The following is a 13,716-nucleotide window of genomic DNA, read 5'->3' on the forward strand; positions in this document are numbered from 1 at the left end:
TCAGATTGATCTAAAGTCAATACCGATATCCTGCAAGGTTAGTTGTAAATGGCTTTTATCAATTTCGTTGAACTGAAACAGCGCATCGGGACAAATGAAGGCCTTGGGTTTCAGCTCGATCGCTTTTTTAAGGACCGCTTCAGTAATCGTGTCCAGGGTATAAAGCATTTTTTCTGGCAGCACTTCGTAGAGCACCGCTTCCTCTACGGGAACTTCGTTTACAACTGCGCTCAGCGGTATACCTGTCCGCAGCAATAGCTCCCAGAGCCTGTACAGCCGCAGGGCCCGGTCGTTTACCGGCTTGGAGAAAAGTGCCAGTTGTTTTGCCTTGTCGATTCTTCCACTTTCCCCCTGCCCTACCTGAAAACTGGAGGGAGCGAGTTTGAAATACCTGAACCCGGTATCTTTGCCTTTAGCGCCTTCCGGTGCGGTCAGTTTTTCATGCAGCAGGAGCAATCGTTTCCGGGTAATTTCGGGGATGGTCCGGAAACCCTGCTGGAAGGCCCTGGTGGTTGGGGCGATCTGCTCGTCGAGCTGCACACAAATATACCTGCGGTTGCCGCCGTCCTGCTGGTTCATTTCGAGCACGGCCTGGGCAGTGGCACCTGAGCCGGCAAAAAAATCCAGGAATATGCCGTCCGGGTCATCCGAGAAGCCCAGCAGGTATTTGATCAGACCGGGTGGTTTCGGGAAGTCAAAGACCTTGGCGCCGAACAGGGCCTCGAGCTGGGCGCTGGCATTTTCGTTGGTACCCACGCCTACCTTGGCATTGATCAGGTTGGGCGGCACTTCCTTGTCGTACACCAGCTTCTCGTACGATGGACTGAGCTTGCTAGTAGGGATGCTGATGCGGGTGCCTCTGCTGATCTCGTCGTCGAGCTTCGGCTGCGACCACTTGAATTTGGCCCTCAGCACAACGGGCTTTATGAACAGACCACCCTTTACCTCCGTGTCTTCCAGCAAGTCAATGGCATACCTATCGGTGCCGTAACTTCCTTTCGGCAGTACGCCGTCCTCCAGGCGGGTCGTTACCACATCAGCCGGAAATACCAAAGTGCCGGGTTTGTTTGTCTGGTTCAGCAATCCATTGGAGCTGGTGCTGTTTTTTTGGATGCCCTTAAACTTCTCGCTGTTTTTATTCTTTTGGTAGCAGAGCACGTACTCCACCACCTTTTTGCTTTTTCTGGATAAGTTGGCCGGGGTTTCGGACTTAGCCCAGCAGAAGTAGTCGATAAAGTTCTCTTCGCCGAACACTTCGTCCATGAGCAGTTTGAGGTTGGCCAGTTCGTTATCGTCGATACTCACGAAAATGATGCCGTCTTCGCGGAGCAGAGGGCGGGCCAGAAGCAGTCTGGTGAACATCATGCTGAGCCAATTGGAATGGCCGCTCTGCCTGCGCTCCGCCTGCGAACGGCCGGACTTGGTAGCAAAATTGTCGGCGTAGATAAAGCTGTCGGAGCCCGTGTTGTAGGGTGGGTCAATGTAAATACCCTTTACCTTGCCCCCATAGGCTTTTTGCAGTACTTTCAGCACCTGCAGGTTATCCCCTTCCACGAACACATGCTGCGTTTGCGACCAGTTAACAGAAGCCTCCCGGTCAGGTCTAAGCGTATGGGTTGCAGGTGTCTGGGCTTGTTTGTAGGCATCAGCCTTTCCGGCCCAGGTCAGTTGGTATAGCTCGGGCGCTGCGTATACCTGATCTCCCAGCAGTTTCTGCAACTGCGCCACGTTCAGCTTGCCTTCGGTGAAAGCAGCCGGCACGATCTCTTTTAACCTGGCCAGCAGGTCGTCAGGTATAGGTAAGGACTCGCCCTTCATGGTCAAATCTACTATTAAACTGTATTTTAAAGGATGGCCAGGTATAGCACAGGCAGTTTGCACCGACATGCCACACAGCACCTTGCGCTCTTTAAAGGCCTGCACTGTATGGTATCGTGCCCTGAATCAACAGGTATGCCTTGCTCCTAGGTTTTCTATCTGGTGCAGAAAACAGGTTGCTGTGCCCCGGCAAAAGTTGAAGATAGTGAATAAAGCAGAAACGGCAGGAAGGAAATTTCTGCTTCAGATGAATTCTTAAAAAGCAAGCTCCTGGCTAAGAAATGTGCTATAAAAGAAGAACGAGGAGTTTAGTCTTCGATCGCCTCAATCCCCTGCTCCTTTAACCTGGCCAGATGGTCTTTCATGGCCTGCAGCTGCTCCGGGGCATGGCCCTGCCAGTCTGTGAGCTCTCCGAGCACCCGGAGTGGGTGTTTTGTCCGGTAGGACTTTGTCGGGTTGCCCGGAAATTTCTTATCGGTCAGGTTAGGGTCATCTTCAATCGGCCCGGTCGGCTCCACCATGTAAATTCTGCCTCTTCCTTCACCCACAGCCAGTTCGGCACCCCAGGTGGCAGCATCGAGGGTAGCGGTCAGGTACACATAGGAGGCTTTTTTGCGCATACCGTAGTTGGAGTTGTAGCCAGGCGCAATCAGGTCGCCCTGGCGGAGGTCGGCTTTCGTGCCGTGGTAGTAAGTCTGCGCTGAATACTCGGAGCTGCCTGGCACTTCCTGGGTATTGCTGTTTTCTGATTTCATGGCCTTTGACTTCTGTATAATCAGTTATTTTTTCTTGCTATGACTGATACGTGATTGAGTGGGTACTGATCGAGCTCCAGGTGCCTGCACTGGCAGTTGCTCCCGCGCAATGTGCTCAGGTTTTCATCTATACCGATGGAGCTATACCCGAACTTTTCGCCGAGCCAAGTGTCTACATGGGCACCTTCTGCATCCCCAAACGTGTACACCAGAATGCCATTCGGGTTCAGGAACCGACAAAGCTTCTGAACAACCGGCTTTTGGCTTGGCAGTGGCAAGTGAAAAACACTGTCCCATGCGACGATCAGATCAAATCTGTCGGTTGTTTCCCATTCGCTTATATCGGCCTGTATAAACTCCACCGCCGGATGATTTTCCTGTGCCAGGGCCAGCATTCCACCCGATACATCGATGCCAGTCACTTCAAATCCGTTTCCCAGAAGCCTGTTGATGATACGCCCGCCACTGCCGCAGCCCACATCCAAAGCAGTTCGCTTGTTGGTGCAGTAGCTGATGGCCCGGTCAATCATGACAATACCGTAACTGGATTCGATCATGTCGGCATTCCAGCGGGCAGCGATTTTGTCGTAGCTTTTGGCGAGTTTGGATGGGTGCAAGGAGATGGTGTTTTTATGGGATCAACGTCTGTTTAATACAGCAGACGACCTTCGATGAGCGTGCGGGAAAATAGCTATCTGCTTTGTTGATGGTTGAATGCTGTGAGGGTGCCTGCTTTATTCTGTTGCTGGCAACAGGTTATTTTATCTTTTCTTCTTTATTAGCAAGAGTCTGTAAATTCTTGTTCAGCTGCTTTTGAGTCCAAACTTTAGGTATCATAAAAACAATAACATCATACCCACCAGATTTAGCTTTTTGATTCTTGTCAAGCTTACGGTATGAAATTAACGGCTTTTCATTTTTTGCAAGATAGGGCAAGATGTAGACTCCAAAAAAGTCCTTCTTTGTCTGTATATCCGTCACTGAATGCCCTGCGAAAAAGCCAACTTTTTTATTCGTAAAACTAAAAGCTCCTCTATCCTTATGGAACAGGGAATCTAACAAGGCGGATTCCTGCAGATTCAAAACCGGATTGTTATCAACACCAGGCATATCCTGGCTGTAAGCCTGCGCAGTCAAAAAGATAGAAAACAATGCTGTTAGTAGAATTTTCATGTTTTTACTTGTTGCGGACTGGTATAGCTAATGGGTGAGGCCTAGTCGAGCATAAAGGCTAAAACTTTATACAAGGTATTTCCTTTATTATTGATAGAAGTTTAGCTTTTTCATTATTCGTTCGTCCGACCTTGCTACTTTAACTACAATGACTCTTCCCGTCGTGCAGTTACAAGCGTAACAGAGTTGTTGTTTGTTCTGATTAAATTCAAACTCAATATTCTTAACGTTCACGTTCTGATTCTCTAAATAACTTTTTATTTCCACTTTCCTCTCCTCCTCCGTATCCTCGCTGTTCTGTTTCCATGGATCAGCGCATCCGGTTTCATCCCAATAGAAAATCGTTGCTTCATCGTCCTTTTTACAAGAGGAAAGCGCAGCAAACAGAGTCAGAATAATAATAATCAGTTGATTTTTTATGGCCATATATCTTTTGCTACGTGCTGGGCTATGAGGTGGAGTAGTTGTCTCAGAAGCGTTGTTGTCTTTTCTTATTTATTCAGTTCCAAACACTTTTCCATTTAAGGTGTGAGTGCAACAATCACAGAATGGAGCCAGGTCTTTCGCTTTCAGCTCAGGATTTGATAGTTGCAATTTCCCACCATCAATGAACATTCCTGAAACATAGGTGGATTCTCCGACTCTGACAAAATCCTTTCTATCCTCTTCATTCAGAGCGACTACCCAGTATATAGGTTCCGGTTTATCTAATCGAGATTTTGCTTCGCTTAGGACGTCCTCCCAATCATTCCCAACTTTTGATAATAGAAATCTGAAAAGAGGGGTATAGTCAAGTCCTCTTTCTTTTTTACCGTGCATAGAACCTTTGGTTTGCTCAAGTGTTTCCCGCTTTTTGTTTCTGGAATTTTTGAAATCACCGCCAAAATTATGACGAACACCTCTTGCTCTTGTATTTATCTTTCTAAATAAGGGTGTTTTATCTCTATTCATTTCGTTTTTCTAAATGAAATACAACGGACTGGTGCAGACGATGTGCGAAGCATAAAGTATACACGTGGTTGTGGGAAGTTATATTCCCCAATTTACCATTCTTTCATACTCGAAGTATTCATTCTGGCAGTTATATTTAAAGAGGATTTGTGTTCCACCCCCAAGAGCCAGATTTAAGTTTCCATTTCTTTTTCTCACCCCACTATAGGGTATGAGGCTAACCACTATTCTTCCATTTTCAACTTTAATTGGGAATAATTTTGTGTGGGTTAGGCTATTGTTATTTGTCTTGTATACCTGCTTTATGTTTTTGCTTGTCAGGACTACTATCTCGTATCCATTTACCTTATTTGGTATGCTGTCTACAAAGTCAGGTATTTCTAAGTATATGGTGTTGATTACATGGTTTCTGTTACCAGCAAACAACGAATCCAAATGAAGAGTGTACTTATTCAGCGCTTCTAAATAGATGTCTTTGCTATCATTAGTTTGGGCAAATGAAGCAAAGGAAACCAAAGCCAAAAGGTATAAGAGGAAAATCTTTTTCATACTTCTAATTACCCACAACTACCTCAAAAGCGTGAACATACGTTTATCTGCACTATGTGCGAAGCTAAAAGTCATGCTATTTAGCAATTTTACAGACTCCTCTATACCGTATGGCAGCATTCTGATTGTTTTATATTTATCTCAGCCAAGATACCATTTTCCCCCAGAAATCCAGTTGGATAGCTTCTAAAATTCCTGCTTTGGTCGTCTTAATAGCGATTTGCCAACCCCGTCAGGTATAGCCCATTTATAACAAGAAAATCAGGTATAAGTGATAGCGGAAATTACTATATTGTCAGGTTGAAACAGATATGCTTATACCTGTGTATTGGCCAGAAATAGGCCAATTACCAGTGCATCGCGTTAGCACACAATCATCATACAATCGCTTTCCCTTACCGCTACTATGAATAAAACAAAAGCTCACCCCGAACAGCTTCGACTTCTCCTCCAACTCAGTGTCTGGCTGTGCATCCTTTGCGTGATCAGCTGCCGCAGCAAAAGCGATGAACTGCGGCTGCAAAACAAAAACTTCGACCAGGAAATAGCCCGGGAGCAGAACCTGGTCTTCACTTTTGACAAGGATCTGGTGGGCGATTCGCTGCTGAACCAGTGGGACACCATTCCATACCTGTATATCTCCCCGAAGGTAGCCGGCAAGTATAAGTGGACAGCACCGAACGAACTGGTTTTCTCGCCGGACAAGCCCTTTGCCCCTACGACCAATTACAAGGCCGAACTCACCGAGAACCTGCTCCTGCACGCGCAGACAAAATATAAAATACCCGCCGGGCAGGGTGTTACCTTCCATACCCCCTACCTCCAGCTGCAACAGGTCAAAAGCTATTGGGTGGCCAACGAGAACTCGCCGAACCAACTGGAGGCAAGCCTTCAACTGGACTTTAATTACCCCGTGCTTTTCCAGGAGCTGCGGGAGCATTTGCGGGTATACGCCGGCAGCAAAGAACTGCCTGTAGAACTGGCCAGTGGCAACCGCGACAACATCACCATCCGGGTGAAGAACGTGGAGGGACAATCAGACAAGGAAATTCCGTTGCGCCTAAGCATAGCAAAAGGACTGAGCGTGTCAGGCAGCACCTCTCAAACGGACCACACCATAGAGCGGGATATTTTATTGCCAAGCCGCCAGCACATGATGGTGTCGGAAGTGGTGACGGCCCTGGAAGAAGGCCAGGAGCGCATTTACATCCTCACCACTCAACCGGTTACCAACAGCAACATCAGCAACCTGATCGAAGTGAGTCCGCGGCGGGAATATACGGTGGAGCGCCTGCAAAACGGGCTGGTGCTGAAAGGTAACTTCAACCAGAACAGCACCTATACCCTCACCCTCTCCGGCGACCTGATGGGCATGGCCGGAAAACCGATGGGCCAGCCCTACCGCCACAGCGTCACCTTTGCCGACACCGAGCCGGGCATCAGCTTCGCCAACGCCAGAAGCATTTACCTGAGCAGCCAGGGTGCCCGCAACATCGCCCTCAACCTGAACAAGGTGCCGCGCATCAAGGTGAGCATCAGCAAGGTATACGAAAACAACATTCTGCACTACCTGCGCGAGGGCAAGATGTACGACGGCTACTACGACGAGGAAACGGAGGAATACTACTCCAGCTCCTACTACGATGTGAACGAGAACAACGGCAACACGCTTTTCGAGCGCGAGTACAACACTGAAAATCTGCGCAAGCAGGGTAGCTCCTATCTTCTCAACCTCAACCTGCACGACCTCGACTTCGACAGCCAGTTCAAAGGCCTGTATGTGATCACGGTGGCCAGTACCGACAAGAACTGGCTGAAGGATTCCAAGATCGTGTCTGTTTCGGACATCGGCCTGATCGCCAAACAGGGCAAAGACGAAGTGGTGGTGTTTGCCAACTCCATTCGCGAAGCGGCTACCCTGGAAGGCGTGGAAGTCCGCTTCATCAGCACGAATAACCAGGTGGTGCACAAGGCCACGACAGATAAAGACGGCGTGGCCCGGTTCAGCAACACGGGCACGGCAGCACCGGACTTTAAGATCGGCATGATCACGGCCCGCAAAGGCGACGACTTCAATTACATGCCCTACAGCCAGACGCAGGTAAACACTTCCCGCTTCGAGGTAGGTGGCAAACGCCTGACCGAACTCAACTACGATGCCTTTATCTACGGCGACCGCGACCTCTACCGCCCCGGTGACACCATCCATGTGAACACCGTGGTGCGCACGCCCGACTGGAAAACGGTGGCCGGACTCCCCATCAAAGTGAAACTGCTCTTGCCCAACGGCAAAGAGTACCGCAGCACCAAAGGCAAGCTCAACAGCCAGGGCGCCAGCGAAACCAGCTTCATCCTGAACGGGGCAGCCGTGACAGGCACCTATACCCTGGAGGTATACTCGGGCAACGATGTGCTGCTGAACTCGAAAAAGATCGGTGTGGAAGAGTTTATGCCTGACCGACTGAAGGTGACGGCTACGCTGAACAAAGGCACTTACAATGCCGGCGAAAAACTGATCCTGAACCTGACGGCCCAAAACCTGTTCGGTCCACCAGCTGCAGGTCGCAACTACGAAACACAGCTCAGCCTGAAAAAGAAAACCTTTGAAGCCAGGCGCTACCCCGACTATACCTTCGACATCCGTACCTCCGGCTCGATCAATATCCAGACCAGCACCCGCCAGGGGCAGACGGATGCGCAGGGCAAAGCGCAGGAAACCTTTGAGCTGGAGAATTTCAGGGATATTGGTCTGTTGGACGGCTCGCTTTATACCTCGGTATTCGATGAAACCGGCCGCCCGGTCAACCGCCTGAGCAAGTTCGACGTGAGCACGCAGCAGGCCTTCTTCGGCATCCGGAACTTCGACGATTATGTGAGCACCCGCAGCGCACTCAACATACCGCTGCTTGCCCTCGACCGCACGGGTTCTCCGGTTACCGCCACTGCCAGGGTGCAGCTGGTGCGCTATACCTACGAGTCAGTCATGGCACGCTACAGCGACGAGTACAGCTACAGATCGCAGCGCAGAGAGCAGGTTCTTATCAACCAGGACATGCAGATTCCGGCTACGGGAGCCGTTTTCAACTTCACGCCTGTCACCTCCGGTCAGTATGAAATACGTGTGATGCGCCCGGGAGCCTACAATTATGTGGCGCAGGAGTTTTACGCTTACGGCTGGGGCGACACCGAGAGCACCTCCTTTGCCGTGAACACTGAAGGCGAAGTAGACATCTCGCTGGACAAGGAAAAGTACGAAGTAGGCGACAAGGCCAAAGTACTGTTCAAGTCTCCGTTTGCAGGCAAGATACTGGTGACGGTGGAGCAGAACAAAGTGCTGAGCTACTACTACCTCAAAACCGACAGGAAAGCCGCTTCGCTCACGCTGCCGATCAAGGACGAGCACCTGCCAACAGCTTACATCACCGCCATTGCGCTGCGCCAGGTAAAAGACAGCCAGATGCCGCTGACCATTGCCCGTGGCTTTAAACCGCTAAGCGTAACCAAAAAGAGCACGCAGCTGGATGTAGCCATACAGGCACCGGAAATTTCCCGCTCCAGCAGGGTGCAGCAGGTGAAGGTAAAAACGGCTCCAAACGCAGAGGTGACGCTGGCCGTGGTGGATGAAGGCATCCTGCAGATCAAGGATTACCAGACACCCGACCCGCATGGCTTCTTCTACCAGAAGCGGGCGTTGGAGGTGACAGGCTACGACCTGTACCCTTTCCTGTTCCCGGAACTGGGCAGTCGCTCCAGCACAGGCGGCGACGGTTATGATCTGTCCAAACGCATCAATCCACTTACCAACAAACGGGTGAAGCTTGTATCGCTGTGGAGCGGACAGTTAAAGACAAACAGCAACGGTGAGGCAACAGTGAATGTGCGCATACCTGAGTTTTCGGGAGCGGTGCGCATCATGGCCGTGGCCTATAAAGACAATGCCTTTGGCTCTTCTGAAAAGATGATGCGGGTGTCGGATCCGGTGGTGATCAGCACAGCGCTTCCACGATTTGTGAGTCCAAGAGATACTATCCTGGTGCCGGTAACGCTCAGCAACACGACCGCCAACAAAGCCACAGCCGCCAGTACTATCTCGGTAACAGGCCCTTTGCGCGTGGTAGGCGAAACCAGAAAAACCGCAGGTATAAATCCGAACACAGAAGCGCAGGTAACTTACAAATTAGTGGCTACGCCAGCCATCGGGCAGGCAACGGTGAAGGTGACGGTCAATGCGCTGAACGAGTCTTTTGTCAGCAACACCGACATCACCGTCCGCCCCATTGCGCCGCTAACCAAAGTAACAGAGGCCGGCAGTGTAAAGGACGGCGCCACGGCCGACATCAAACTAGCCAACGACTTTATACCTTCCTCCGTGTCGACGAAGCTGGTGGTAAGCCGCTCGCCACTGGCACAGTTCACCGACGATATTACCTTCCTGCTGCGCTACCCGCACGGCTGCCTTGAGCAGACAACCTCTACCGCTTTCCCGCTCCTATACTATACCGACCTGGCCCGTTCGCTGCAACAGGACAACAGGAGCCGCAGCTTTAACCCGAACTACCTGGTGCAGGAGGCCATCACCAAAATTGAGCTGATGCAGCAGTACGACGGCGGCTTTACCTACTGGCCCGGCGGCACCTACACCGACTGGTGGAGCAGCACCTACGCCACGCACTTTTTGCTGGAGGCAAAGAAGGCGGGCTTCCCGGTAACGCAGGAAGTTCTGGACAAAGCCGTGCGCTACCTGCAGCAAAAGGTAAAAGGCAAGGCCATGGAAGAATACCGCTACTACGATGCCAGCCGCAAGGTGAAGAGCAAGTACATCGCCGCCCGCGAAACCACTTACTCGCTCTATGTGCTCAGCATCGCCGGCACGGTGGATTGGTCGACCATGAACTACTACAAGGCCAAACCGGAATTGCTGTCGCTGGATGCCCGTTACCTGCTGGCCAGCACCTACGCCCTGAACGGCAGCCGCGAGAGCTTTAACCAGATCCTGCCCCGCTCCTTCGCCGGCGAAACATCGGTGCGGGCGCTCAGCGGCAGTTTCAACTCCCCGATCCGCGACATGGCCATCTCGCTGAACAGTTTGATAGAAGCTGATCAGGATAATCCGCAGATCGGCACGCTGGCACGGCACCTGTCAGATGAACTGCGCTCGAAGCGCTGGTACAATACCCAGGAGCGTGCTTTTGCCCTGATGGCCTTGGGTAAACTCTCGAGCAGGAACCATGGCAACCAGACGGCGCAGGTATACCAGAACGGCAAGCAGATCGGCACCTTCTCCGGCAAAGACCTGACGCTGACCAACAACATTGGCAGCGGCCCGATCAGCATACGGGCCAAAGGTAACGGCACTGTATACTATTTCTGGGAACTGGAAGGCATCAGCCAGAGCGGCGATGTGCAGCGCGAAGACAATTACCTGAAAGTGCGCAAAACCTTTTTCGACCGCAACGGCCGGGAGATCACCAACAACACCTTCCGCCAGAATGACCTGGTGGTAGTGCGGGTGGAGCTGCAGTCGCTGGACGGCCGCAGTATGCCCAACATCGCCATCACCGACATGCTGCCCGCCGGTTTCGAAATAGAAAACCCGCGCCTGATGACCGCCCGTGAGTTCGGCTGGCTAGAAGCTCAGAAACCAGCTACGCCGGATCATATCGACATCCGCGACGACAGGATCAACCTCTACGCCACCGCCAAGCCAGAGCCTCAGTACTTTTTCTACCAAGTGAGAGCCGTGTCGAAGGGTACTTTCCAGTTAGGGCCTATTGGAGCTGATGCCATGTATAATGCAGAGTACAATAGTTATTCGGGAGGTGGAGTTGTGAAAGTGAGGTAATGGAGTTTAGAAGTTGAGGAGTTTGAGAGTTTAAGAGTTGTTTCGCATACACCACTGGAACGCGTCGAAAGACATACTCGCACTCCAGCAACGAAGCAACAACTTTTGCCAGGTGCACCTAAACGACACTCCACTGTTTGAGCGTTCAGCGAGTTTGGAGGGTCTTGACTTTTTTGCTTACTTTTTGTGTCAAGACAAAAAGTAAGGCCCGCCCGGCCAGGGCAAGCGATGAAACAATTCAGGTTGCAAGAAAGCAGACAGTAATAATTAATATGCAAAAGCAACAACCAACCTATACCCTACCCCAGCGGCTGCTAACCTACAGCAGGCCCTTGCTCAGGTATGGCTTATACCTTGTGTTGCTGCTTTGCTTTGCCTTCACCATCCTCAACCACCTCTACCCGCTTAAAGTAAACATCTCCTACTCCCCCGTCATCACCGCTTCTGATGGCAGCGTCATCAATGCATTTTTGAGTCGCGACGACAAGTGGCGGATGCAGCTGGAGCCGGGCGAGATTAACCCGGTCCTGAAAAAGGCGGTGCTGCTGAAGGAGGACAAATACTTTTACTACCACCCCGGCATTAATCCCTTTGCGATAACGCGTGCCTTAGCCAACAACCTTTTCCAAAATAAGAAAACTTCCGGTGCCTCTACCATCACCATGCAGGTGGCCCGACTGCTATACCCCCAGCAGCGCACCTATGCGAACAAGCTTTACGAGATGTTCCGGGCGCTGCAGTTGGAGTGGTATTACAGCAAAGACGAAATCCTGCAGCTATACCTGAACCTGGTGCCTTTTGGCGGCAACATCGAAGGCGTGAAGGCGGCTTCTGTTTTATACTTCCATCAGTCACCAAAGCAGCTGAGCCTGGCGCAGGCGGTCACACTGACGGTGATTCCGAACAAGCCTTCCACGCTGCGGATTGGGGAGCAGAACGAGCGAATCATTGAGTTTCGAAACAAATGGCTGCGCTACTATCAGGCGCAACAGGCTTTTCCAGCCGCCGAGATTGAAGATGCCTTGCTGGAGCCGCTGGAGGCACGTCGGCAGGAGGCGCCCAAGGTAGCGCCGCACTTCGCCTACCGCATGTACCGAAGGTATAAGAACCAGCCCATCATCAAAACCACGCTTAACCGGCAGGTGCAGGAAAAGGTGGAGCAACTGGCCTATAACTACATGCAGCGACTACGTTACCAGAACATCCACAACGCAGCCGTGCTGGTGATCAACAACCAAACCCGGGCTGTGGAAGCCTACCTGGGCTCCGCGGATTTCAACGATTTTGCGCACCACGGACAGGTAGACGGTATTCGGGCGGTTCGTTCGCCGGGCAGCACCTTAAAGCCTTTCCTGTATGCCACCGCTTTTGACAAAGGCCTGCTCACGCCGAAGGCGGTGATTACGGATGTACCCGTGGATTATGCTGGCTACCGACCGCAAAACTACTTTGGCAACTACAATGGCAATGTCACCATCGCGCATGCCCTGGCTACTTCGCTCAACGTGCCCGCCGTGAAGGTGCTCGACCAACTGGGGGTACATACCTTTGTGCAGAAGTTGAAGCAGGCAGAGTTTTCGGAGATGAAGCGCAAGGGCAACCAGCTTGGTCTTTCTCTGATCTTGGGAGGCTGTGATGTGAAACTGGAAGAGCTGACTTTGCTCTACGCCACCTTTGCCAACCAGGGAATGTATAGCCCGGCACGCTGGCTACAGGAAGACACGACACAGCAGGAAACGCAGCTGCTGTCGCCGGGATCGGCTTTTATGGTAAACCAGATCCTGACGCAGCTCACGCGCCCCGACCTGCCGCACAATGCGCACAACAGCCCGAACCTGCCCAAGATCGCCTGGAAAACCGGCACCTCTTATGGCCGCAAAGATGCCTGGAGCATTGGCTACAACAAAAAGTACACGGTAGGCGTGTGGGTAGGCAATTTCTCAGGTGAGGGCGTACCCGAACTCAACGGCACCGACTCGGCCACTCCCCTGCTCTTCGACATCTTCAACAGCATCGACTATAACTCCTCCGACGGGTGGTTTCAGCAACCTAAGGGCATTGGTTTAAGAGCGGTGTGCGCTGAAAGCGGCAGTCCTGCTAACAACTTCTGCCAGAACCAGGTGCTGGATACCTTTATACCCGGCATCTCGGCCACCCAAAAGTGCAGCCATTTGAAACGCATTGCTGTTTCTGCGGACAAGAGGTATAGCTACTGCACCAGTTGCCAGCCAGCTATGGGGTTTGTGCAGCAGCTCTACCCCAACTATGCCCCGGAGCTACTCACATTCTATGATGCTGAACGGATTCCATACAAGCAGATTCCGGCGCACAACCCCAGCTGCAGTCGCATTTTTAAGGAGCATGCCCCGGTGATCACCTCGCCCGCTGCCGGCATGGAGTATTTGCTCGAGCAGGAAGAACGCCAGCAACTGATGCTCCACAGCAACCCCCACAACGAAGTGAAGCAGGTATACTGGTACATCAACGACCAATTCCTACGCGCCACCCCCGCCAACGAGAAGGTGTTTTTCGAGCCGCAAAAGGCCGGTAGGTATAAGATCTCCTGCACCGATGACCAGGGACAGAACACCGATAGTTATATCACGGTGAGGTTTCTGTAAATATCAG

At 51.6% G+C, this 13,716-nt stretch carries 9 protein-coding genes; 2 read left to right on the plus strand and 7 right to left on the minus strand.

Features of this window, described 5'->3' with window-relative positions:
* The 7 genes from BD749_RS13275 to BD749_RS13305 all read right to left on the minus strand — a co-directional run bounded on the left by BD749_RS13275 (window position 1) and on the right by BD749_RS13305 (window position 5,246).
* Entirely contained in the window at window positions 1–1,923 is a 1,923-nt protein-coding gene (locus tag BD749_RS13275) for a site-specific DNA-methyltransferase (RefSeq protein WP_101445050.1), read from the minus strand.
* Window positions 1,924–2,126: 203 nt separating this feature from the next.
* Window positions 2,127–2,543 (minus strand): NAD(+)--rifampin ADP-ribosyltransferase, encoded by a 417-nt coding sequence (arr, locus tag BD749_RS13280; protein WP_394341670.1) that lies wholly within the window; start codon window positions 2,541–2,543, stop codon window positions 2,127–2,129.
* A gap of 50 nt (window positions 2,544–2,593) precedes the next feature.
* Window positions 2,594–3,190, minus strand: coding sequence for a class I SAM-dependent methyltransferase (locus BD749_RS13285; protein WP_101445056.1), 597 nt, complete (start codon window positions 3,188–3,190; stop codon window positions 2,594–2,596).
* A 139-nt stretch (window positions 3,191–3,329) separates the two neighbouring features.
* Window positions 3,330–3,746, minus strand: a complete 417-nt coding sequence (locus tag BD749_RS13290) for a hypothetical protein (protein ID WP_101445059.1) — start codon at window positions 3,744–3,746, stop codon at window positions 3,330–3,332.
* 87 nt (window positions 3,747–3,833) lie between these two features.
* Entirely contained in the window at window positions 3,834–4,172 is a 339-nt protein-coding gene (locus BD749_RS13295) for a hypothetical protein (RefSeq protein ID WP_101445062.1), read from the minus strand.
* A gap of 69 nt (window positions 4,173–4,241) precedes the next feature.
* Window positions 4,242–4,697, minus strand: coding sequence for a hypothetical protein (locus tag BD749_RS13300; protein ID WP_101445065.1), 456 nt, complete (start codon window positions 4,695–4,697; stop codon window positions 4,242–4,244).
* Between the two features lie 78 nt (window positions 4,698–4,775).
* Window positions 4,776–5,246 carry a hypothetical protein gene (locus tag BD749_RS13305; protein ID WP_101445067.1) on the minus strand — a complete coding sequence of 157 codons (471 nt, stop codon included), beginning with the start codon at window positions 5,244–5,246 and terminating at the stop codon, window positions 4,776–4,778.
* A gap of 406 nt (window positions 5,247–5,652) precedes the next feature.
* Here BD749_RS13305 and BD749_RS13310 point away from each other — a divergent pair, with 406 nt between their 5' ends.
* A complete protein-coding gene (locus BD749_RS13310) occupies window positions 5,653–11,088 on the plus strand; it encodes an alpha-2-macroglobulin family protein (protein WP_101445070.1) in 5,436 nt (1,811 codons plus the stop codon).
* 272 nt (window positions 11,089–11,360) lie between these two features.
* Entirely contained in the window at window positions 11,361–13,709 is a 2,349-nt protein-coding gene (gene pbpC, locus BD749_RS13315) for a penicillin-binding protein 1C (protein WP_101445073.1), read from the plus strand.
* The last annotated feature ends 7 nt before the right edge of the window (window positions 13,710–13,716 follow it).

The sequence above is a fragment of the Pontibacter ramchanderi genome (assembly GCF_002846395.1).
GTDB classification, from domain to species: domain Bacteria; phylum Bacteroidota; class Bacteroidia; order Cytophagales; family Hymenobacteraceae; genus Pontibacter; species Pontibacter ramchanderi.